Annotated in this window: 12 protein-coding genes; 8 read left to right on the forward strand and 4 right to left on the reverse strand. The window is 58.9% G+C overall.

Features of this window, described 5'->3' with window-relative positions; all coding sequences use genetic code 11:
• Positions 1-132: 132 nt before the first annotated feature.
• From rnr to dnaB, 7 genes are all read left to right on the forward strand, one after another.
• Positions 133-2,763, forward strand: a complete 2,631-nt coding sequence (gene rnr / locus ACZ0A4_RS26945; protein WP_463576974.1) for a ribonuclease R — start codon at positions 133-135, stop codon at positions 2,761-2,763.
• Positions 2,760-3,530, forward strand: coding sequence for a 23S rRNA (guanosine(2251)-2'-O)-methyltransferase RlmB (gene rlmB, locus ACZ0A4_RS26950; protein ID WP_108224401.1), 771 nt, complete (start codon positions 2,760-2,762; stop codon positions 3,528-3,530). Before rnr ends, rlmB begins: the two co-directional genes overlap by 4 nt.
• 239 nt (positions 3,531-3,769) lie before the next feature.
• Positions 3,770-4,189, forward strand: coding sequence for a 30S ribosomal protein S6 (rpsF, locus tag ACZ0A4_RS26955; RefSeq protein WP_007915844.1), 420 nt, complete (start codon positions 3,770-3,772; stop codon positions 4,187-4,189).
• Between the two features lie 29 nt (positions 4,190-4,218).
• Positions 4,219-4,449 carry a 30S ribosomal protein S18 gene (rpsR, locus tag ACZ0A4_RS26960; RefSeq protein WP_002551829.1) on the forward strand — a complete coding sequence of 77 codons (231 nt, stop codon included), beginning with the start codon at positions 4,219-4,221 and terminating at the stop codon, positions 4,447-4,449.
• Between the two features lie 36 nt (positions 4,450-4,485).
• Positions 4,486-5,379 carry a hypothetical protein gene (locus ACZ0A4_RS26965; protein WP_463576976.1) on the forward strand — a complete coding sequence of 298 codons (894 nt, stop codon included), beginning with the start codon at positions 4,486-4,488 and terminating at the stop codon, positions 5,377-5,379.
• A gap of 18 nt (positions 5,380-5,397) precedes the next feature.
• Positions 5,398-5,844: a 50S ribosomal protein L9 gene (rplI, locus tag ACZ0A4_RS26970; RefSeq protein ID WP_042557398.1), complete on the forward strand. Its 447-nt coding sequence runs from the start codon at positions 5,398-5,400 to the stop codon at positions 5,842-5,844.
• 119 nt (positions 5,845-5,963) lie between these two features.
• On the forward strand, positions 5,964-7,361 hold the full coding sequence (dnaB, locus tag ACZ0A4_RS26975; RefSeq protein ID WP_008078305.1) for a replicative DNA helicase: 1,398 nt from the start codon (positions 5,964-5,966) through the stop codon (positions 7,359-7,361).
• 42 nt (positions 7,362-7,403) lie between these two features.
• Here dnaB and ACZ0A4_RS26980 read toward each other — a convergent pair whose 3' ends face one another.
• The 4 genes from ACZ0A4_RS26980 to ACZ0A4_RS26995 all read right to left on the reverse strand — a co-directional run bounded on the left by ACZ0A4_RS26980 (position 7,404) and on the right by ACZ0A4_RS26995 (position 19,688).
• Positions 7,404-12,071 (reverse strand): NEL-type E3 ubiquitin ligase domain-containing protein, encoded by a 4,668-nt coding sequence (locus ACZ0A4_RS26980; RefSeq protein WP_463576978.1) that lies wholly within the window; start codon positions 12,069-12,071, stop codon positions 7,404-7,406.
• A 99-nt stretch (positions 12,072-12,170) separates the two neighbouring features.
• A complete protein-coding gene (locus ACZ0A4_RS26985) occupies positions 12,171-14,777 on the reverse strand; it encodes a hypothetical protein (protein WP_463576980.1) in 2,607 nt (868 codons plus the stop codon).
• A gap of 53 nt (positions 14,778-14,830) precedes the next feature.
• On the reverse strand, positions 14,831-17,392 hold the full coding sequence (locus ACZ0A4_RS26990) for a hypothetical protein (RefSeq protein WP_463576981.1): 2,562 nt from the start codon (positions 17,390-17,392) through the stop codon (positions 14,831-14,833).
• A 64-nt stretch (positions 17,393-17,456) separates the two neighbouring features.
• A complete protein-coding gene (locus ACZ0A4_RS26995; protein ID WP_463576982.1) occupies positions 17,457-19,688 on the reverse strand; it encodes a hypothetical protein in 2,232 nt (743 codons plus the stop codon).
• Positions 19,689-19,895: 207 nt separating this feature from the next.
• On the opposite strand from ACZ0A4_RS26995, the gene ACZ0A4_RS27000 reads away from it, so the two are divergent.
• Positions 19,896-22,208 (forward strand): YgiQ family radical SAM protein, encoded by a 2,313-nt coding sequence (locus ACZ0A4_RS27000; RefSeq protein WP_007915855.1) that lies wholly within the window; start codon positions 19,896-19,898, stop codon positions 22,206-22,208.
• The last annotated feature ends 456 nt before the right edge of the window (positions 22,209-22,664 follow it).

A 22,664-nucleotide genomic window follows, 5' to 3' on the forward strand; every position in this document is an offset into this window, starting at 1 on the left:
TACCAGCGGTGTGCAAAACGGCTTTCAAGCGTCGATACAGGCCATCAGTTGGGCCTTATATAGTCGGAAATTTCCCGTTTCATGGCGCCTATGCCAAACTAACCCGCATATAGACAAGGTGAAAACTCTCTAATGGCCGATTGGCAGTCCCTCGATCCCGAGGCCGCTCGTGAAGCGGAAAAATATGAAAACCCTATTCCTAGCCGCGAACTGATCCTGGCGCATCTCGCCGATCGGGGTTCGCCTGCTGCCCGCGAGCAACTGGTCGAAGAGTTTGGTCTGACCACAGAAGACCAGATCGAAGCCCTGCGCCGCCGCCTGCGCGCCATGGAGCGCGACGCTCAATTGATCTACACCCGCCGTGGCACTTACGCGCCGGTAGACAAGCTCGACCTGATCCTCGGCCGCATCAGCGGTCACCGTGACGGTTTTGGCTTCCTCGTCCCTGACGATGGCAGCGACGACCTGTTCATGAGCCCGGCGCAAATGCGTCTGGTATTCGACGGTGACCGTGCGCTGGCCCGTGTTTCCGGTCTGGACCGTCGCGGTCGCCGCGAAGGCGTGATCGTTGAAGTGGTGTCGCGTGCTCACGAAACCATCGTCGGTCGCTACTTTGAAGAAGGCGGCATCGGCTTCGTCGTCGCGGACAACCCGAAGATCCAGCAGGAAGTGCTGGTTACCCCGGGCCGCAACGCCAACGCGCAGATCGGTCAGTTCGTCGAGGTGAAAATCACCCATTGGCCGACGCCGCGCTTCCAGCCGCAAGGCGATGTGGTCGAAGTGGTCGGCAACTACATGGCGCCAGGCATGGAAATCGATGTCGCCCTGCGCACCTACGACATTCCTCATGTCTGGCCTGAAGCCGTTCTGAAAGAAGCCGCCAAGCTCAAGCCGGAAGTCGAAGAAAAAGACAAAGAGAAGCGCGTCGATCTGCGCCATCTGCCGTTCGTCACCATTGACGGCGAAGATGCCCGCGACTTCGACGATGCTGTTTATTGCGAAGCCAAACCGGGCAAGCTGCGCCTGTTCTCTGGCGGCTGGAAGTTGTACGTGGCGATTGCCGACGTTTCCAGCTACGTGAAAATCGGTTCGGCGCTGGATAATGAAGCGCAAGTGCGCGGCAACTCGGTGTACTTCCCCGAGCGCGTCGTGCCGATGCTGCCTGAGCAGCTATCCAACGGTCTGTGCTCGCTGAACCCGCACGTCGATCGCCTGGCCATGGTTTGCGAGATGACCATCTCCAAGTCCGGCGAAATGACCGATTACTGCTTCTATGAAGCGGTGATCCATTCCCACGCTCGTCTGACGTACAACAAAGTCAGCGCGATGCTGGAAACGCCGAAAATCACCGAAGCACGTCAGCTTCGCGGTGAGTACAACGACGTTCTGCCGCATCTCAAGCAGCTTTATGCGCTGTACAAGGTGCTGCTGGCTGCTCGTCACGTCCGTGGCGCGATTGATTTCGAAACGCAGGAAACCCGAATCATCTTCGGTACCGAGCGCAAGATTGCCGAAATCCGTCCAACCACCCGCAACGACGCGCACAAGCTCATCGAAGAATGCATGCTGGCGGCCAACGTGGCCACTGCCGAATTCCTCAAGAAGCACGAAATCCCTGCGTTGTACCGCGTCCACGACGGTCCTCCACCGGAGCGTCTGGAAAAGTTGCGTGCTTTCCTCGGCGAGCTTGGCCTGTCCCTGCATAAAGGCAAGGACGGCCCATCGCCGAAGGACTATCAGGCACTGCTGGCGAGCATCAAGGATCGTCCGGATTTCCACCTGATCCAGACCGTAATGCTGCGTTCGCTGAGCCAGGCGGTGTACAGCGCTGACAATCAGGGCCACTTCGGCCTGAATTATGAAGCCTATACCCACTTCACCTCGCCGATCCGTCGTTACCCGGACCTGCTGACGCACCGCGCAATCCGCAGCGTGATCCATTCGAAACAGGACACCCCGCACGTTCGTCGTGCTGGCGCGATGACCATTCCGAAGGCGCGTATCTATCCGTACGACGAAGCGGCGCTGGAACAACTCGGCGAGCAATGCTCGATGAGCGAGCGCCGTGCCGACGAAGCGACCCGTGACGTAGTGAACTGGCTCAAGTGCGAGTTCATGAAGGATCGCGTAGGCGAATCGTTCCCGGGCGTGATCACCGCAGTGACCGGTTTTGGTCTGTTCGTCGAACTGACCGATATCTATGTCGAAGGCCTGGTGCACGTCACCGCGCTGCCGGGCGATTACTACCACTTCGATCCTGTGCATCACCGCCTGGCGGGCGAGCGCACCGGTCGCAGCTTCCGTCTTGGGGATACCGTTGAAGTGCGCGTGATGCGCGTTGATCTCGACGAACGCAAGATCGACTTCGAGATGGCTGAAAAAACCATCAGCGCGCCGATCGGTCGCAAAAAGCGTGGTGCTGAAACTGCCGCACCCGCCGCGAAGGAAAAAGCCGAAGCGGCTCCAGCGAAAACCGCTGGTCGTCGTCCGGCCAAAGAAAAGGCTGCCGAAGCCTATCGCCCAAGCGACGCCGTGGCGAAGAACGCCGAGCTGCGCAAAAGCCGTGAAATGAAGAAAGCGCTGCTTTCCGACGCTAAAAACGGTGGTAAAGCGGCGTCCGGGGGAAAGACCGGACGGTCGGCGCCTGAACAGGCCTCCGGCGGCAAGCCAGCGAAACCGAGCAAACACCGTAAAGGCCCGCCAAAAGCGGGTTCGGCTCCAGCCAAAAGCGGCGGGGCACGTAAACCGAAGGCGAAGTCATGAGTCAGTTGGAAAAAATCTACGGCGTTCACGCGGTAGAAGCGTTGCTGCGTCACCACCCGAAGCGCGTCAAGCAGATCTGGCTGGCGGAAAGCCGCAACGATCCGCGCGTGCAGACACTGGTTGAACTGGCTAACGAAAATCGCGTTCAGGTCGGCCAGGCCGAGCGCCGCGAAATGGATGCCTGGGTTGAAGGCGTGCATCAGGGTGTGGTCGCGGAAGTCAGCCCAAGCCAGGTCTGGGGCGAAGCAATGCTCGACGAGCTGCTCGACCGTACCGAAGGTGCGCCACTGTTGCTGGTGCTCGACGGTGTGACCGATCCGCACAACCTCGGCGCTTGCTTGCGTTCGGCCGATGCGGCCGGTGCGCTGGCGGTGATCGTGCCGAAAGACAAGTCGGCAACTTTGACGCCGGTCGTGCGTAAAGTCGCTTGCGGCGCGGCGGAAGTGATTCCATTGGTTGCAGTGACTAACCTCGCTCGCACCCTGGAAAAACTTCAGCAGCGCGGTCTGTGGATTGTCGGCACGGCAGGTGAGGCGGAGGTCAGCATCTATGACCAGGATCTGACTGGCCCGACCATTCTGATCATGGGCGCTGAAGGCAAAGGCATGCGTCGCCTGACCCGCGAACACTGCGACTATCTGGTGAAGCTGCCGATGGCCGGTAGCGTCAGCAGCCTCAACGTGTCCGTAGCCACCGGCGTTTGCCTGTTCGAAGCCCAGCGTCAGCGCGGTGCGAAAGCCAAGGCGAGCGCTTCGCGCAAGCCATAAGCCTATAGCTGCAAGCCTCAAGCTAAAAGCGGACCCGCTTGCAGCTTGAGGCTCGATGCTTACAGCTGCTGTTCAAATATTCACCAATTGCCTTGCACCTCTCTTGTCCCTTCTCTACAATTGCGCCCCTTGCTGTGACGGCAGGCACGCATGTGCCCCGCGCCAGCAAGTCCATAAGTGTCATTCACTCCTTGTCTGACCGTTTTTGAGCGGCAGGCTACAACCCGTAAGGAGCATTCATGCGTCATTACGAAATCATCTTTTTGGTCCACCCGGATCAAAGCGAGCAAGTCGGCGGCATGGTTGAGCGTTACACCAAGCTGATCGAAGAAGACGGCGGCAAAATCCACCGTCTGGAAGATTGGGGCCGTCGTCAACTGGCCTACGCAATCAACAATGTTCACAAGGCTCACTACGTGATGCTGAACGTTGAGTGCACTGGCAAGGCCCTGGCCGAGCTGGAAGACAACTTCCGCTACAACGATGCAGTGATCCGTAACCTGGTCATCCGTCGCGACGAAGCCGTTACCGGCCAGTCCGAGATGCTCAAGGCTGAAGAAAACCGCAGTGAGCGCCGTGAGCGTCGCGATCGTCCTGAGCACGAAGGCGCTGAAAGCGCTGAAGGCGAAGAGAACGACAGCGATAACGCTGACGAGTAATCCACGGACCTTATTAAGGAGCCTATCAAATGGCACGTTTCTTCCGTCGTCGTAAATTCTGCCGTTTCACCGCTGAAGACGTGAAAGAGATCGATTACAAAGATCTCAACACTCTGAAAGCCTACGTATCCGAGACCGGCAAAATCGTTCCAAGCCGCATCACCGGTACCAAAGCTCGTTATCAGCGTCAGCTGGCCACCGCTATCAAGCGCGCCCGCTTCCTGGCCCTGCTGGCCTACACCGACAGCCACGGCCGCTGAGACCGGGCAGTCGACAAGTAGCAAAGGATTGAATGCATGCGTGCCTTAGCTGAGTTCATCATGCGAGGCCGTATGCAGGCCACTCTCGTGGTGGCCGGATGTGCAACATTGCCGTTGTTGTATTGGTTGGGCGCTGCCGCCGCAAGCCTTGTGCTGCTGCGGCGCGGACTGACGGACGCCCTGGGTGTTCTGTCTCTGGGGCTGCTGCCGGCATTGATCTGGTGGCTGTATGCCGATGACCCACGGGCACTTCTGGTGCTGCTGGGGTCTTCGGGACTTGCGTTGGTTTTGCGCGCAAGTGAGTCCTGGGTTCGCACGCTGCTGGTCAGCGTAGTGATTGGAGTGGTGTTTTCGGTGGTGCTCGGGGCTGCGTTTGCGGCCCAGATCGAGATGCTCGCGCAGGCCTTGATAAAGGTCATGCCAGCGCTTCTTGGTGAGACCTACAAGCAATTGTCGGTCGATGAGCAAGCGCGTTTCGCGTCCCTGATCGCACCAGTCCTGACCGGACTGATTGCGGCTTTGTTGCAAATCGTCAGCGTGCTGAGCCTGATTGTCGGGCGGCATTGGCAGGCGTTGTTGTACAACCCGGGTGGTTTTGGTCGCGAGTTTCGCGCCATCCGAATCCCGCTGGGACCGGCGATGTTGCTGCTGGCGTTGATGCTTCTGGGCCCGAATCTCGGTGCACAGATGGCCATGTTGACGCCGTTGTGCAGTGTACCGCTGGTGTTCGCCGGACTTGCCCTGATTCACGGGCTGGTCGGGCAAAAGCGACTGGCCGGTTTCTGGCTGGTGGGGTTGTACGTCACGCTGCTGCTGTTCATGCAGCTGATCTATCCGTTGCTGGTGGTCCTGGCCATTGTCGACAGCCTGATTGATTTTCGCGGTCGTCACGTGTCGAAAGACACCGACAGCGCGAACGGTGAAGGTTAAAAGTTAGAGGATTTTCACATGCAACTGATCCTTCTGGAAAAAGTCACCAACCTGGGCAACCTGGGTGACAAAGTAAACGTTAAGGCCGGTTACGGTCGTAACTACCTGCTGCCTTATGGCAAAGCTACCGCCGCGACCCCAGCGAACATCGCTGCGTTCGAAGAGCGTCGTGCCGAGCTGGAAAAAGCTGCTGCAGACCGTAAAGCATCGGCTGAAAGCCGTGCTGCCCAACTGGCCGAGCTGGAAGTGACCATCACTGCCACCGCTGGCGACGAAGGCAAGCTGTTCGGTTCGATCGGTACTCACGACATCGCTGACGCACTGACCGCCTCCGGCGTTGAAGTGCAGAAGAGCGAAGTTCGTCTGCCGAACGGCACCATCCGCAACGTGGGTGAATTCGACGTGGCTGTGCACCTGCACGCCGAAGTTGAAGCCACCGTACGCGTTGTCGTGGTAGCAGCTTAAGCAACACTGATCGGCTGGCGGCTTGTCCGTCAGACGGTTAACATCGGGCACGATCCTGTTTACAGGTCGTGCCCTTTGTCTTTCTGAATTCCCTGTTTTTCCAAACAACACAAGTGGCCATGAACGATATCTCCGCTCCCGAGCAATACGATCTGCAAACCGCTGCCCTGAAGGTGCCGCCGCATTCCATCGAAGCCGAACAGGCTGTACTCGGTGGTCTGATGCTGGACAACAACGCCTGGGAACGCGTGCTCGATCAAGTCTCCGACGGCGATTTCTATCGACATGACCACCGCCTGATCTTCCGTGCGATCGCCAAACTGGCTGATCAGAACTCCCCGATCGACGTCGTGACCCTTGCCGAGCAATTGGACAAGGAAGGTCAGACTTCGCAAGTCGGCGGCCTCGGTTACCTCGGCGAGCTGGCGAAAAACACGCCATCCGTCGCCAACATCAAGGCCTATGCGCAGATCGTTCGCCAGCGCGCGACGTTGCGCCAACTGATCGGCATCAGCACCGAGATTGCCGACAGCGCCTTCAACCCGGAAGGTCGCACCGCCGAGGAGATCCTCGATGAAGCCGAGCGGCAGATCTTCGCGATTGCCGAGGCCCGGCCGAAAACCGGTGGCCCTGTCGGTGTGAACGACTTGCTGACGAAGGCCATCGACCGCATCGACACCTTGTTCAACACCGACAACGCCATCACCGGCCTGTCTACCGGTTACACCGACCTCGACGAGAAAACCAGCGGCCTGCAACCTGCCGACCTGATCATCGTCGCCGGTCGTCCGTCGATGGGTAAAACCACCTTCGCGATGAACCTGGTGGAAAACGCGGTACTGCGCAGCGATAAAGCGGTTCTGGTGTATTCCCTCGAGATGCCAGGTGAATCGCTGGTCATGCGTATGCTCTCCTCGCTTGGCCGGATCGACCAGACCAAGGTGCGTTCCGGTCAGTTGGAGGATGATGACTGGCCGCGCCTGACCTCGGCGGTCAACCTGCTCAATGACCGCAAGCTGTTCATCGACGACACAGCCGGTATCAGCCCTTCGGAAATGCGTGCGCGTACCCGGCGTCTGGCGCGTGAGCACGGTGAGATCGGCCTGATCATGATCGACTACCTTCAGTTGATGCAGATTCCAGGTTCCGGCGGCGACAACCGGACCAACGAGATTTCTGAAATCTCGCGTTCCCTGAAAGCTCTGGCCAAGGAATTCAACTGCCCGGTGGTGGCGCTGTCTCAGCTCAACCGTTCCCTCGAGCAACGACCGAACAAGCGGCCAATCAACTCCGACCTCCGGGAATCCGGAGCGATCGAGCAGGACGCCGACGTGATCATGTTCGTGTACCGCGACGAGGTGTATCACCCGGAAACCGAACACAAGGGCATCGCCGAAATCATCATCGGCAAGCAGCGTAACGGCCCGATCGGTTTTATCCGTCTGGCGTTTATCGGCAAGTACACGCGCTTCGAAAACCTTGCGCCGGGCAGTTACAACTTCGACGACGACGAGTGACAGCTGGCCGAAGTCATTCGACCTGCTGCCACGCGGTATCGATTACACCGTTGCGCCGCTCGGCCCCGGAGTTTCATCCGCCGGCGTGACGTTGGCAGAAGGCGTCTCGATGGTTGTTCGAGGCTGCAGCTCCTGTCGCGTCAGCGTCTGGATCAATGTTGCTTCGACAATTGCCAGTTGCGCGGTCACATCATCGGTTTGTGAATCGTATTGAGCCTCGCTCAGCAGGCGCTGCGCTGACTGGCTGTCCAGAATCTCTTGCCGATCCTGAAACGGCTGTCGGCCCGCATCGAATTGCGCCTGGTATTTGTGGATGATGAAGTCCTGCCAGAAATCCATCGATACCAATGCCTGAAACTCTTCGGGCGAACCATTCAAGGCAATAACCTTTTGATAAGCCACCTCCAGCATGGCCGGAGTGACGCCGGCCATGCCGATAAAGGAAAGTGACTGCGGCTGAAACGGTAATTGCAGCCGATCCTTGAGGCCAAAGCGGTAAGCCATGGTCATTTCATGGGGATCGCGTATGCGCAGGCTGTGGCTGTTTCGCAGCTCCCGGGATGTGGCCGGGTCGTCGATGATTGCCCGGCTCGATGCGATCTCTGCCGCCGCGAACTCGTCAACCTGCTTTAGCCGGAACAAGCCTTTGGACAACTCAACCAATGGCCCGCCATTCATATCTTGTCTGGCCTGCACGCGAGCCTTGTGAGTCATGGCCAGCACTTGCAGATCGGTGAAGGTCGCTGCAGCGAGGTCAGTGCAGCCGGCTTCGCACGCACGATCGAACAGCTCCCTGCGCAAGGTGTGCGACTGCGGATTGTCTTCGGTGATGACATCAATCACGTCCCAGGCCTGGCGCCGGAAATCGGCATGGTGAACGCGGCTCGCGAGGATGTTGAAGAAGCCGTCCGAGCCTTCCTGTTCACGCAATGTGCGCCATTGAGCTTTTCTGAGGGAGACGTCATCGACAGTCAATCCCGCGGTCCATTTCGGGTCCGGCTCCAGAGTGTTTCTCGCAATGGGGCGTTGTGTAACGGTGAGAGACGTCGAGATAAGGTTGGGTGTTCGGTTCAGAGGCGTCCCGGCAAACCTCAGTCGTTCCCCATAGATCCGCAACTGCAGGCGGCTGGCGTCCGACAACGGATTGTTGCTCACCAGAGTACCGCTGTTGACCTGGATCGAATGCACCAGACGCTCCGGCATCGGTGCAGCAACAAAGTCAGGAATCGTTGTGATCCGGTTGTTGCTCAGGTCGATCCCGGTCAGCAGGGGTTGATCAAACAGGCCGGTTGGCCACTGCGTGATTCCGGTGTTCGCCAGATTGACCTCGCGCATGTCGGTGATCTGGCTGAAATCCGGTATCACGCCAAGCTGGGGGTTGTTGTCTATCCAGAGCGCTCTGAGCGTTATGCGCCCGGCCAGTATCCGCGCTGTTTGCGCATTGAGTTCCAGTTGGTTGTGCTGCAAAAACAGACGCGTCATGCCGTGCATTTCTCCAACCGCCGGGGGCAGGTCCCTGAGCCGGTTGTTCGACATGTCCAGCCAGCGCACATGGCGAAAACGGGTGAGGAAACCTTCCGGAGACGCCGTCAGATTCATGCTGCTCAACCGCAGTGAGCCAACATGGCTGAAGTCCATGCTCAGATCTGGCAGGGTCGGCAACGTCAGACCGCTCAAATCCAGTTCCAGGCCGATCGGCGTGCCGTCGAAGGCGTGCTTCTGCGCCGTCTCACGTCGCCAGCAACTGATGATTCGCTCGCGCGCTGTGGTGCGGTCATTACGGGTTGTGGCATTGATTTGCAACTGATTGGCTCGAACGTAACGCAGCCGATTGCCGCCCCCGGAAAAGACCCAATCGTCGAGCTGGGTTTTCAGCAGGTCAAACTCTTGCTCCAACGCGAGCAAGCGTGGTGCAACGGTGCCACTGTCCTGATTCCAGATGAACTCCCGGCACTCTTTGATGCTCTTGGTCGGGTAAAGATTTCGATAACGCTGCGCCCTGGAGTTTTCGCTGTCGAACGCGCCGGGAGTAGCCGGCTCCATCAGCTCAGGGTGAGACTCTTTCAGGTGTCGCCAGTAGATGTCGAATTTTCTCCAGTAAGCAGAGGGGAAGTCGTTGCCCTCGAGCCGCGTGACATTGTTGATCCGCGCGACTACGGACAGGGTTTCGGGAGCAGGGTTGAGGTTTGCCTGGGGGACTTGGCTCAAGCGATTATCACGAAGGTCCAGGCTGGTCAGGCCAACTTTGTCCAGCAGCCCGGCAGGCCACTGACGGATACCTGTGTTTTTCAGGTTCAAGCTCTGTAACCCGGACATGGCGCTGAAGTCGGGCAGTGTGCGCAACTGATTGTTGGACAGATCGATCTGTTTCAACTGGTGCAGTCCACTTAGCGCCAAAGCGCTTTGCTCATCCAGTCTTATCTGGTTCGAACGCAGGTTCAGAGAGTTGAGTTTGTCCATCTCGGCAATTTTGACGGGCAATTTATCAAGGCCGGAATGGACAATGGTCAGGCTTTCCAGGTTGGGGCAGTTGGACAGAAGCGTATTGGCGGTATCCGACCAGGCAATCGAGTCGAGACTGAGGGATTTGACGTGACTGAAGTCCACGGTCAGCAAGGGCAGTGGTCCGTGCAGCGGAGGCAGTTTCAGGACGCCGTCCGATTCGCCCAGCCAGCAGCCTCTGATGACTCTTGCCAGGCGCGTTGCGTAGAGTCGTTCCGGCCCCATGGTGCTGGCTGGGCCGGTTTGACTGTCGGCTATGTAGGCTTGCAGTTGCGTTTCCAGTAAATCGAAATCGGCAAGGCGTTGGGCTATCTGATCTTCGGCGCCATCACCCAAGCCGATCAGATACTCCCTGGCAGCTTGCAGGTCCTTGTCCGGGTACATGCGCCGCACCATCGCAACTTCAGGGATGTCGCCATCCAGTCTGAACGCGTCTGCGCGCGAGCCCGTGCGAATAGCCGGATAGTCGGTCACTACACGGCGCCAATACACTTCGAGCGATCGCCAATAACCGTTAGGGAAGGGGTTGCCTTCTATCAGCGTAACCGCGTTGATACGGGCGAAGGCCAAGAGCTGATCGCTTGGCGGGTTGAGGATCGCCTGTGGAATTTCGCGCAGTTGGTTGTTGCGCAAGTCGACCACCTCCAGCGTGACTTGCTCTTGTAAACCGCTGGGCCATTGCTCCAGCCGGGTGTTGTTCAGGTTCAATGACTGGAGTTGTGCCATGCCGCTGAAATCCGGTGTTCTACCCAGCGGGTTGCCCGACAGATCGAGGTGCTCGAGCTGGTTGAGCGCTCCCAGTCTCAACGCCGTTTGCTCACTCAACTCGATGCGGTTCGAGTTCAGATCCAGAGCCTTGAGACCGGACTTCTGCGCGATGCCCGGCGGCAGCTTATCCAGTGTGGAGTGGGTCACTGACAGTTTTTCGAGGTTGGGGAAACTGCCAAGAAATGTCTCAGCGGTGTCCGACCAGGTGACCGCGTTCAGCTCCAGCGTCCGCACATGGCTGAAATCAGCGGTCAGCGGCGCAAGGATCGCATCCCCCAAATCCAGTTTCAGCGTCGTCCCGGTCTGCCGTTTCCAGCAGCGTTTGACTTCTTCGGCGGCGCGTTCCACCGAAGGATGTGCGGCTTCAGTGGGCGCTTGCGAGGAAGTCTTCTTGATCCAGGAATCGAGATCCGCCTTGAGCGATTTGTACCTGGCCTCGCGCTGGTTCAGATAACCGCGCACATCATCGCCTTGCGAGCGCAGAAGCTGAGTAATTTCCTCGTCATTGAGGGTCGGGAAGAGTTTTCGCGCGCGGGACTCTGGTGTGCGCAATTGATTGATCGCCGTGGCAAGCCGTTGCAGCAGACCGGGGTGCGCGGGGCTGCCTGACTCGCTACGGAACATCCCGCCGGCACCACCGACCTCGGTGCCCAGCCAGCCTTCGCGGGCATCGAAAATAATCGGCTCCGACCGCCCCGTGCGGGTGGCGATATAGGTATTGGTACTGTCGCCGGCAACCGGATCTTGTTCACGGACAATGCGCATCACCGCTGTCGACGGGGTCGAAGCGTCAATGTCGTGCAGTACCTGATAACTGAAACTATCGATCACCGCATAAAGTTTTCCGTTGAAGCGGTGGAGTCCATCGTTGCCACGTTCAACGTTGCTGAAGTCCAGTGGTGTACGGAAAGCCTCCAGGCGGGTGGCCGATAACGGCACACCGATCGGCTCGAACTGTTCCAGCTCATGCCAGACACCTGAGCTGGAATCGCGCAGCAGCACAGGTCCCGAGGGCTTGGACTCGCTGGGCAGCCTGGCTCGATACAGTCCCGTTTCCGGATCTCTGCCGACCAGCACGATGCCACCGGGCACGTCGGCGTATTGGCGACCCTTGTGCGTTTTCAAACCGTCAGCATTGCTATCCGACAAACCGATGGCAGAGGGAACCCAGTAGTGCTCCAGCGAATGATTCAGCGAGCGCGGACTTTCAAGCGGCACTGTGGGTTGATGGACCGTGATGATGGGGGCCGGTTCGATTGCGTCGATGTCGGCTTGCGTTGGTAATCTTCCTGGTCGCGGCAAATGCTCGCCCGGCGTCGAGATATCGACATCGGTACGCGTGGGCAAGTCGAGGCGCGGTGTGTCCACGTCTGGCAAAGCGTGTTGTCGAACCGGCGTGGCACCGGAGCTGCTGCCTTTGGGAGGCGATTTAACGGGCATGTCTTTCTATCCTTGTAGTTTGCACATCAGCTCACCTGAATCGGATCTGATGGCAGGGGCGGCGTCATTGCCTGATTGATCGTCTAATGCCAGTGCCCTTCACTCGGGCACGGCAGTCGGGCTGGCCAGTGCAAATATCTTTGTTGCTGTCTTGCCATCGAAGGTCTGGCGCCAGATGGAGACATGGGGCAGGCCGGCCTGCTCGTCGCGGCGCTGGGACTCGATGCCGCGTCTGCTCTGTTCGAGGGTTTTCAGATGGCTTCCCCTGATGGTGAAATTCAGTGGTTCGCTGTCGTGTTTGTCATAGTGAAAGTGCGCTTCCCACAACGGCGCGCCGTCGACGCGGTCCCGGATCGAATAGACATCGAGAAACGACTTGTCCTTGCCTTTGCCCTGTTGTTTGCGATCAACCGTTTTGACGGTATTGAGCTCAGCGTGATCGATCAGGTAGTTCAGTCGCAAAATGTCCAGCACGTCCTTGTTCTTGTACATCCGCACCAGGACCTCCTGTCCTTGCGCGGTCAGCGAGTCGGCGGCCGTGCGCAGGCGCGTGGCCAGCGTGTTGATCTCGAGATTGGCAGCCGTCGATCCGTGGTGCTCCAGGCGCCGGGCCTGTTCGTTGAGTTGGTCGGTCGCCTTGCCCAGATCCTCGATGATGTCCGTCGGGTTGTATTGTCTGGCCTCATGAGCCTTGGCCAGAGCGATGTGTTCACCGACGCCGTTGAGCAAGCGCTTGGCCTCGTCGATGAGTTGTGGTCTGGCTGCGCGAGTGATCGGTTGCCGTACCGGCAACCATTCACCTTGTCTTTTTTCATAGCGCAGGGGCTGGCGGTCCGGGCGCAAAGGATCGGCGACCTTGATGGTGACGCTGCCGTCCCGAGCCGTTTCGGTATCGCCTACCAGCAATCGGTAAGTACCGTGCTGGCGCGTGCGGAATACTTTTCTTGCCGGAGCGGGATGGGCCTGCCCGCTGTCGACGGGTTGCGGCGGGATGAAGTCGAAGTCGATGTCCTGATCGAGCCTCGGCAGTACGGTGTCGCCATCGAACGAATCGAAAATGTCCGTCAGCCGGTTTTCAATACGAGTTTCGAATGGACCAATCAGTGCGAGAATTTCCCTGATGTATCCGGTGTCAGGGCTATTGGCGGCCAGCAGCCGTTCAAATCGGCTCCTGTCGTTTTTCAGCTGTTCGAGGGTCAAGACCAGCGCCATGGGATGTTCGCGTTCGGGAACGTTGGCCAGGTCCCCGGTGAGCAGGTCGATGGATGACAGCGAAGGCATGGTCAGGTGTGGCGAATGGTCAGGCGTGCCGGCAAACAGGTGAACGTACAGGGTCAGCTTGTTGAAGTTGATGCGCTCGGCACTGGGCACCTGCGCGCTGAGCTCGGCGAGTTTCGGCGCCGCCCCGGGATTGGCCTTTCTGATGTGTTCGATCACGACCTGACGTTCTTCGAGGAACTTCAGTTTTTTGTGCAGATTGGCGATGCATTTTCTGCAGGTTTCGGCGCTCAGATTCAACTCCGTCGGCCGGGTCCGCAAATCCATGACAGCCATGAGCCGGTTCAGGTATTCCACTCTTTCAATGCGGAAGGTCTGCAGCTCTTCTTTGAATCTTGCACTCGTTTTCAGGCGCACCAGCCAGGTTCTGTTGTCGATAAGCGACTGCACAAACTCGGTTTGTTTTCTGATGTGCTTGAGCATATGAACTTCTAAAGCGATCAGCTTTTCGGCTTGCACCGCGCTGCCCGCTGGCAGTGCTCGGGCTTCGCTCCACAGGACGTCATAGCGCTCGACGGATTCGGTCAGTGCTGCGTGAGCATTCTGAATCGGCACGTATTGCTGCAACAGCACGGGCAGATCCGCCGTCGCGCGTTCTTGACCACGCCGCATGCCACCCCGCAGCCCCGGAGATGCCGCCACCCAGTGATTGTTCTCGCTGCGCGTAACGGCATGGGTCAGACCACTGCGGCTGGCGCGGTAGAGATTTTCGCTGTCGGCAGCCACCGGATCCTGCGGCTTGACCACGCGCCACACCGCTTGCCTGGGGCTGGAGGCATCGACATCGAGCATGATCTGATACGCGTGGTTGTGGATCAGCGCATAGCACCTGCCGCCATGCCGGAACACCCCATCGCTGTCGGGTTGCACAGCGCTGAAATCAAGACCCGTGCGAAAGGCTTGCAGGCTGGTTTCGCTCAATGATGCGGTGGCGGAACCTTCCGAACGTGACGAGTGCCACAAGCCGCTGTCAGCCACGCGCTGCAACAGCGGCCCGGAAGGCGCCCGTTCACTGGGGAGTCTGGCGCGGTACTGGCCGGTGCCCGCATCCAGCCCGATCAGCACGGTGCCGCCATCGACCATGTCGACGTAGCGGCGGCCCTTGTGCGTTCTGAACCCTTCGGCATCCGCCGCCGGCAACTGCGTCGCAACGGCGAGACGGTAATGCTCGATCGATTGCTGTATGGCTGGCACATTTTCCGTGTGAGCCAACACCGTTTCGATTCTGACGGTCGGAACCTGCCGGATGGCATCCGGATCGGCATCAACGTCAAGTCTTGTTGCCGGCCCATACCGGCCGGTGCCCGGAATGCTTGAGTCGAATCGAGGCCCGGTCTCTACGCGCGCAACGGTCACCTCTTGTGTTTGATGCGGGCGCGTATGCACCTGGACTGCAGTGCTGCCCCTGACGGGCGTTCTTGAAACCATGTTTTTCATCCTTGAAAAGTGGTCCCTGGCATTTGGTCCAGGGACAGGCCGTTTTATGAGGCCAGCTGGAAAATTTTCTGCGCGGTCGACAGGTCGATGTCTTCTCGCCAAATCCGCACATGCGCGCGACCGGCCTGTTCATCCCGGCGTTGCGATGACGTTCCCAACCGGTTTTGCTCACGGGTTTTCAGGTGGCCGCGGCGCTGCATGAAGTCCAGCGCCGGCGTGTCTTTTTCGGCGTAGTGAAAGTGCGCGTACCAGAGTGTCTTGCCGGTTTGTCGGTCGTTCAGCGCGTAGACGTCGAGGAAATCCTTCTTGTTGCCCTTGCCCAGTTGCACCCGCGATTGAGTACGGCTGACGCCGAGATGACCCTGGCTGAGGAGAAACGCGACCCGATCTACGCTCAGGTAGCCAGGGTCCTTGTACAGGCGTACGCGAATCTCCTGGCCTTCATCGAGCAGACGTTGACTGTCATGGTTCAGCCGTTGCAGCAAAGGCGCAATCTCGCGGTTGCCCGGATTCGGCGCGCGCTCGATTTGCCGGGCCAGATCGCCCAGATGGTCAGCGCGCTCGGTCAGGAATTCGACAATGCTGTTGGCGTTGATCTTCGCCCTCTCATCGCGCAGGGCGGTAGTCAGACGGGGCTCGGTTTGATCGAGCAATGCGGTGGCCTGATCGGTGAGGGTCGACAGGTTTTTCTCTTGTCTGGCCACTTGTCGGCGCCACTCTCCCTCCCGACGCTCATAGGTGTGCATGACCTGAGTCGGATCATGGGGGTTGACCACATCAATCACCTCTTCGCCAGCGTGAGTGCGGCGTGGCCTGCCGACGCGGATCTTGTAGACACCATGTTGTTTGCTGCGGAACATTTTTCTCGACACTGCCGCCTGCTGGTTTTGCAGCTGGGGCGGGATGAAATCGAAATCGATGGGTTGTTCGTGCGGTGGCAATGCCGGGGTTGTCTCCTGCTCGTGGTGATACCGATTGAGGTGCTGATCCAGCGTGCTTTCGAAAGCGTGCATGGCCTCGACGATTTCGCTGCGCGAGCTGACATGCTCCGGGCCGGGCGGCAGGGGCAGATGTTCGTATGACCCCCTGATGGCAGATGTCTGATCCAGCAGGTCACTGAGTACTGAAATACGCGCCTCGGCAGGAATGCTGTCGAGAGCCCGAAATGCAAACGTTACCTGACCAAATGAATAGGCGAGGTATCGGGCATTGGCATTGTTGACATCGACCGTCGCATGCTCATCGAGCAGCAGCCGGCTTTTGGCATAGACCCAAAAGGCTACGTGGTCGTGCAACTCGATCGGGTCGAATGCAGTTTCTTGCAACTCGTCTGGCGACACATGCCACTTGTTCGTCAACTCTTCGGCGATGGCCTGGCGTTTTTTCAGGATGACCAGTTTGCTCGACAGGTGCGCCGCGACAGCCGGATGCTCCGACACGGGGCCGCCGAAGATCGGGCCGTCGAGTAATTTGCAGGAGTCGCTGGCAATCATGAGCTGGTTGTACGTCAGCATTCGGCCCTTTTGCAGCATGACCATTTTGTCTCGATAGACAGTACGGCCTCTGGCCGCAACGATCTGCGCCTTTTGCTCGTTGTGCAGTTGGAGTGATTCTTCCAGAAGCGCCAGCTCGCGCTGGTGGTGCGCTTCGAGGCGCCCCAATACATTGCGTTCGTGCTCCGTGCCTTTCACTGCTCGCCACAGCATTTGCAGACGCTCTCCTGCAGCCATCGCCTGATCAAACTGCAGATCCAGGGTCTGCAGCTGGAACAGGAGATCAGCCGCTTGCACGGTGCCACTCTGTTCCACTTTTCGACGCATGCCGCCCGCCCCACCGACCAGCGTCCCCAGCCAGCCGTCCAGGACATCAAAGACAATCGGTTCCGATCTTCCCGGACGGGTCGCGACGTAAACATTCCCGGGGTCGGCAGCCACGGGATCTTCGGGACGCACGATGCGCATGACGGTCATTGCCGGTGAGGATGCATCGAGATCATGCAAGACCTGATAGGCGAGGTCGTCGATGACCACATAGAGTTTGTTGGCGTAACGATGCAGGTGATCCCCGGCGAGTGGCGCAGCGCTGAAATCCATGTCCGTGGCAAACGCCTGCAGACGCGTGCCGGACAAGGGAAAGGTGATCGGCGCGAACATCTCCAGTGGATACCAGAGCAGGTTTTCCGGATCACGCAGAAGCGTCGGTCCGGAGGGTGTCAGCTCGCTCGGCAGCCTCGCCCTGTAAAGCCCGGTCTGAGGGTCCGCCGCAACATGCACGATGGCACCGCCCGATACATCAACGTAGCGACGGCCCTTGAGTATTCTGAATCCTGCTGCGTCGGGATCGGGCAACAGGGTCTGTTCGTTGATTCGATAATGCTCCAGCGTCAGCTTTACGGCAGGCTGAGGGTTTGCCGGCGAGGCGGTCTGACTGATGACGACCGAGGGCATTGGTGCGATGGCGTCGAGATCAGCGGCCACTGCGGTTCTGCCCTGCGTGGAGACGGTGCGCGCGGGTGGGGCGCCGGCTTGAACGAACGGGCGCGGGACAGACACGACCGCCGGTTCGCCGCGACGTGGATGGACATCGACAGTGATGACGCCCTTCAAAGGTAGTTTTGGTGACATTTCTTCATCCTTGAAGAAGAGGTGGAACAGCGGTTCAGCACGGGTTTCACGACGCCAGGTCGAAGATTTTCTGCGCTGTTTTACGGTCGAGGTTCAGCCTCCAGATGGCGACATGCGGACGCCCGGCCTGTTCATCCCGACGTTGGGACGCGATGCCCGAACGGGCCTGCTCAAGGGTTTTCAAGTGCCCCCCCGCGTCCTTGAACGCCATGACCGGGCTGTCCTTTTTTCCATAGTGGAAATGGACTTCCCACAAGGGCTCATCGGTGCGTTTGTCGTGCAGCGAGTAGACGTCGAGAAAATCTTTTTTCTGCGCTTTACCGAGCACCACGCGGCTTTGGGTTCGCGTTACTTGCAATTCATCGTGCCGGAGCAGGTACACGACCCGGTCGGCGCTCAGATATTGCTTGTCCTTGTACAGTCGGATACGAATCGCTTCACCCTCATTGCGCAGGCGTTGGCTGTCATGTGTGAGGCGCTGAAGAACCGACGCGACATCGAGAGTCGCAGGAGTGGGAGCACCTTCCATCTGCAGACAAAGATCATCAAGAACCTCGGCTTTTCCACCCAGAAACTCGACGATGCTCGAAGCGTTGTGTCTGGTGGCTTCGTCCTGCCAGGCCTGGCGCAAATACAGGTCTGTCTGTTCAAGATGCTGCTGTGCCTGTCGGGTCAGGATCGACAGGTTTTTTTCCTGAGCGGCCACGACCCGACGCCACTGCCCCTCCCGTCGCTCATACGTCTGCAAGACTTCGGCGGGGCGGTGGGGGTGCATGACATCGATCAGCTCTTCGCCAATTTCGCTGCGCCGCGCCTGGCCGACTCGAATCCGGTCGACACCGTGGTGCCTGCTGCGAAACATGCGTCTGGGCGCCGCCGCTGGCTGATCTTTGCCTTGCGCCGGAATAAAGTCGAAGTCAATGGACTCCTCCGAGACGGGCAATGAGGCGATGTCTTCGAGATCCTGGTGATAAAGCGCCAGTCGCTGCTCCAGCGTGTTTTCGAACGCCTTGACGGCCTCGATCATGTCCAGCCGTGCGACAGTGTGGGCAGCGTCGTTCGGGACTTCGAGAAATTCAAACGAAGCGCGGACCGAGGCGCACTGTTCTAGCAGGTCGCTCAGCACCGGCATGCGCGATTGCAGCGGGATGTTGTCGATGTTGCGGAAGGCGAGAGTGGTTTCGGAAAACGACAACGAGAGAAAGACCGGCGCGCGATCGTGCTGATCAGCGGCCATCAACTGGCTTTTTGCGTGGAGCCAGTCCGCGGTGTTTTCGTGTATCTCCATGGGGTCGTAACCCATTTCTGTAAACTCGCTTTCCAGATAGCGCGATTTTTTCAGAACTTCCTCGACAATGGCCTGACGTTTTTGCAGCAGCGTCAATTTGCCCTTCAAGTAACCCGCGATCGAACGATGATGATCAAGCGTGAATTGACTCCCGGGTGGTATATCCAGTTGTTTGCGCCAATCACCGGCCCGCATCAGCCGGGTGTAGATTTCAATTTGCCTCTGCTGAATTTTCAGGAACTCGGCTTCATATTCGCCGGGTCCTTTGTAAATCAGCAGCGACACCTGTTCCTTTGTGTAGAAATCGAGGGCCTTTTGCAGAATCGCCAGATGGCGGTGACACTGCACTTCGAATTGAACCAGCGCGATTCTCTCGCCTGCGTCCCCCACTTGGGCGTGCCAGGCGAGCTGCAGCTGCTTGGTCGCGTCCGCCGAGTCGTCTACCCGCTTGAAGTGGACGTCCAGCTCACGGTTCAGATCGTCCATCTGGAGAATGGGCAATTTGCCCTTCGAGTACTCCAGCGGCTGCCAGAGTTTGCTGTCAGGGTCACGCATCAATAACGGACCTGACGGGGTTCGCTCGCTTGCCAGCCTGGCTCGGTACAGGCCGATATTGGGGTCTATCAACACCTGCACCAGGTGCCCGCCTGACACCTCGACGTAGCGGCGCCCCTTGAAAATTCGAAAGCCCTGAGTGTCGGTAGCCGGAAGGGGTGCCTCGCTGGCTATCCAGTAATCCTGCAGCGGTCGACGTACAGCAGTGGATACCATGGCCGCGCCGGACTCGTTGCGGCTGACGATGACGGCAGGCTGAGAGCCGCTGAATCTGTCAACGCTGGTGGATGCTGCTCCCGGCCTGATGGTCGACGGGCTATCAGTGCCGACGTGGGGTGTGCTGACGGAAGGACGTGCAGGGGTGGCGATTGATGGCGAGGGACGTGTTCCGGTGTCGCTCCTGAGGGTGGCCTTGGCAGGCAGTTTTGGTGACATTTCTTCATCCTTGAAGGGTTGTCACATCAGCCAGCGTCAGCGCTGGCCGATGAGTGTCTGATTTGATTGACGATTTTCGTCTCCGGTTGCCGAGCAAGATGTGTACCGCGAAGGCCGTAAGAGAAACCGACCATTGCCGTCGGAATTGGTCAAAATTTGTGCTATATTCCGCGCCCGCGATTTTTCACTTCAACACCGGTCGTCGACATGCAAGCAGCCAAGCCGTTATTTGACTATCCAAAATATTGGGCCGAATGTTTCGGGCCAGCGCCATTCCTGCCAATGAGCAGGGAGGAGATGGATCAGCTTGGCTGGGATTCCTGTGACATCATCATTGTTACCGGAGATGCCTACGTCGATCACCCGTCGTTCGGCATGGCGATCATTGGCCGGCTGCTGGAGTCTCAGGGCTTTCGCGTCGGGATCATTGCGCAGCCGAACTGGCAGTCCAAAGACGACTTCATGAAGCTCGGCGAGCCGAACCTGTTCTTCGGGGTTGCGGCGGGCAACATGGACTCGATGATCAACCGCTACACCGCGGACAAGAAAATCCGTTCCGACGACGCTTATACGCCAGGCGGTATGGCCGGCAAGCGTCCGGACCGCGCGAGCCTGGTTTACAGCCAGCGCTGCAAGGAAGCCTACAAGCACGTGCCGATTGTCCTTGGCGGCATCGAAGCTTCCCTGCGCCGCATCGCCCACTACGATTACTGGCAGGATCGCGTGCGCAACTCGATCCTGATCGACGCCAGCGCCGACATTCTGTTGTACGGCAACGCCGAACGCGCGATTGTTGAGGTCGCTCAGCGTCTGTCCTACGGGCACAAGATCGAAGACATCACCGACGTGCGCGGCACCGCGTTCATTCGTCGCGATACGCCGAAAGACTGGTACGAAGTCGATTCGACGCGCATCGACCGTCCGGGCAAGGTCGACAAGATCATCAACCCGTACGTGAACACTCAGGACACCCAGGCCTGCGCCATCGAACAGGAAAAGGGGCCGGTCGAAGATCCGCAGGAAGCCAAGGTCGTACAGATCCTGGCCAGCCCGCGCATGACTCGCGACAAGACCGTGATTCGTCTGCCATCGGTTGAAAAGGTTCGTGGTGACGCCGTTTTGTATGCTCACGCCAACCGCGTGCTGCACCTTGAAACCAACCCGGGCAACGCCCGCGCGCTGGTGCAGAAGCATGGCGAAGTCGACGTCTGGTTCAATCCGCCGCCGATTCCGATGACCACTGAAGAAATGGACTACGTGTTCGGCATGCCTTACGCGCGCGTTCCGCACCCGGCGTACGGCAAGGAGAAGATCCCGGCCTACGACATGATCCGTTTCTCGGTGAACATCATGCGTGGCTGCTTCGGCGGCTGCACCTTCTGCTCGATCACCGAGCACGAAGGCCGGATCATCCAGAACCGTTCCGAAGAGTCGATCATTCGCGAGATCGAAGAGATCCGCGACAAGGTGCCAGGCTTCACCGGCGTCATTTCCGACCTCGGCGGCCCAACCGCGAACATGTACCGCATCGCCTGCAAAACGCCGGAAATCGAATCCGCGTGCCGCAAGCCGTCCTGCGTGTTCCCGGGCATCTGCCCGAACCTGAACACCGACCACTCGTCGCTGATTCAGCTGTACCGCAGCGCCCGTGCCTTGCCAGGTGTGAAGAAGATTCTGATTGCTTCCGGCCTGCGTTACGACCTCGCGGTCGAGTCGCCGGAATACGTCAAAGAGCTGGTGACCCACCACGTTGGCGGTTACCTGAAGATCGCCCCGGAACACACCGAGGAAGGTCCGCTCAACCAGATGATGAAGCCGGGCATTGGCAGCTATGACAAGTTCAAGCGCATGTTCGAGAAGTACACCAAGGAAGCGGGCAAAGAGCAGTACCTGATTCCGTACTTCATCGCCGCCCACCCGGGCACCACCGACGAAGACATGATGAACCTGGCCTTGTGGCTCAAGGGCAATGGCTTCCGTGCTGACCAGGTGCAGGCGTTCTACCCGTCGCCGATGGCCACTGCCACCGCGATGTACCACTCGGGCAAGAACCCGCTGCGCAAGGTCACCTACAAGAGCGACGGCGTGACCATCGTCAAGAGCGAAGAGCAGCGTCGTCTGCACAAGGCGTTCTTGCGTTATCACGACCCGAAAGGCTGGCCGATGCTGCGCGAAGCGTTGATCCGCATGGGCCGTGGTGACCTGATCGGTTCGGGCAAGGATCAGTTGATCCCGACGCACCAGCCGGCTACCGACAGCTACCAGAGCGCCCGTCGCAAGAACTCGACGCCGGCCGGCAGCCATAAAGTGGCGAAGGAAGGCAAAGAGAAGACCACCAAGATCCTCACCCAGCACACCGGCCTGCCGCCGCGTGCCAGTGATGGTGGCAATCCTTGGGACAAGCGTGAACAGGCCAAGGCTGCGGCGTTTGCCCGCAACCAGCAGGCGGCCAAGGAGCGCAAGGACGCCGCGAAAGGCAAAGGGCCGAAGCCGACGCGCAAGCCGGTCGTTCCGCGCTAAACATCGCTTGAGCTGAACAGAACGCCAACCTTCGGGTTGGCGTTTTGCATTTCTGCCGTTGGATTTATGCAGGCCGCAAGATCCATCCCCCTCACCCCAGCCCTCCCGAAACGTCGGACCGCCCCCAAGGGGGCGAGGGGGAAGGGAGCAGAACTCTGTGCCTTTCAAAATCTGAGTTCGACTCAAGACTTTCAAGTCGGCGTATCTCCAACATCCAGCGCGATCAGTCCCCTCTCCCTCCGGGAGAGGGTTAGGGTGAGGGGCTCTTCGCAGCAGATCTCCATGCTTTTCAAACCTGAGTTCGACTCAAGACTTCCACGTCGGCGTATCTTCAACATCCAGCGCGATCAGTCCCCTCTCCCTCCGGGAGAGGGCTAGGGTGAGGGGGGCTCTCGCAACATTTACGTGCAATGAGCCCAAACCATTTCCCCGCATCGCCCGATTTTGGTGCTGTAC

The sequence above is a fragment of the Pseudomonas sp. AC172 genome (assembly GCF_979258595.1).

Excerpts from the sequence above, each read along its gene's own strand:
- ACZ0A4_RS26965 (WP_463576976.1), top strand. The coding sequence starts at position 4,486 with ATGCGTGCCTTAGCTGAGTTCATCATGCGAGGCCGTATGCAGGCCACT.
- rlmB (WP_108224401.1), top strand. The coding sequence starts at position 2,760 with ATGAGTCAGTTGGAAAAAATCTACGGCGTTCACGCGGTAGAAGCGTTG.
- rplI (WP_042557398.1), top strand. The coding sequence starts at position 5,398 with ATGCAACTGATCCTTCTGGAAAAAGTCACCAACCTGGGCAACCTGGGT.
- ACZ0A4_RS26995 (WP_463576982.1), bottom strand. The coding sequence starts at position 19,688 with ATGTCACCAAAACTGCCTGCCAAGGCCACCCTCAGGAGCGACACCGGA.
- rnr (WP_463576974.1), top strand. The coding sequence starts at position 133 with ATGGCCGATTGGCAGTCCCTCGATCCCGAGGCCGCTCGTGAAGCGGAA.
- dnaB (WP_008078305.1), top strand. The coding sequence starts at position 5,964 with ATGAACGATATCTCCGCTCCCGAGCAATACGATCTGCAAACCGCTGCC.
- rpsF (WP_007915844.1), top strand. The coding sequence starts at position 3,770 with ATGCGTCATTACGAAATCATCTTTTTGGTCCACCCGGATCAAAGCGAG.
- ACZ0A4_RS26985 (WP_463576980.1), bottom strand. The coding sequence starts at position 14,777 with ATGGTTTCAAGAACGCCCGTCAGGGGCAGCACTGCAGTCCAGGTGCAT.
- ACZ0A4_RS27000 (WP_007915855.1), top strand. The coding sequence starts at position 19,896 with ATGCAAGCAGCCAAGCCGTTATTTGACTATCCAAAATATTGGGCCGAA.
- ACZ0A4_RS26980 (WP_463576978.1), bottom strand. The coding sequence starts at position 12,071 with ATGCCCGTTAAATCGCCTCCCAAAGGCAGCAGCTCCGGTGCCACGCCG.
- rpsR (WP_002551829.1), top strand. The coding sequence starts at position 4,219 with ATGGCACGTTTCTTCCGTCGTCGTAAATTCTGCCGTTTCACCGCTGAA.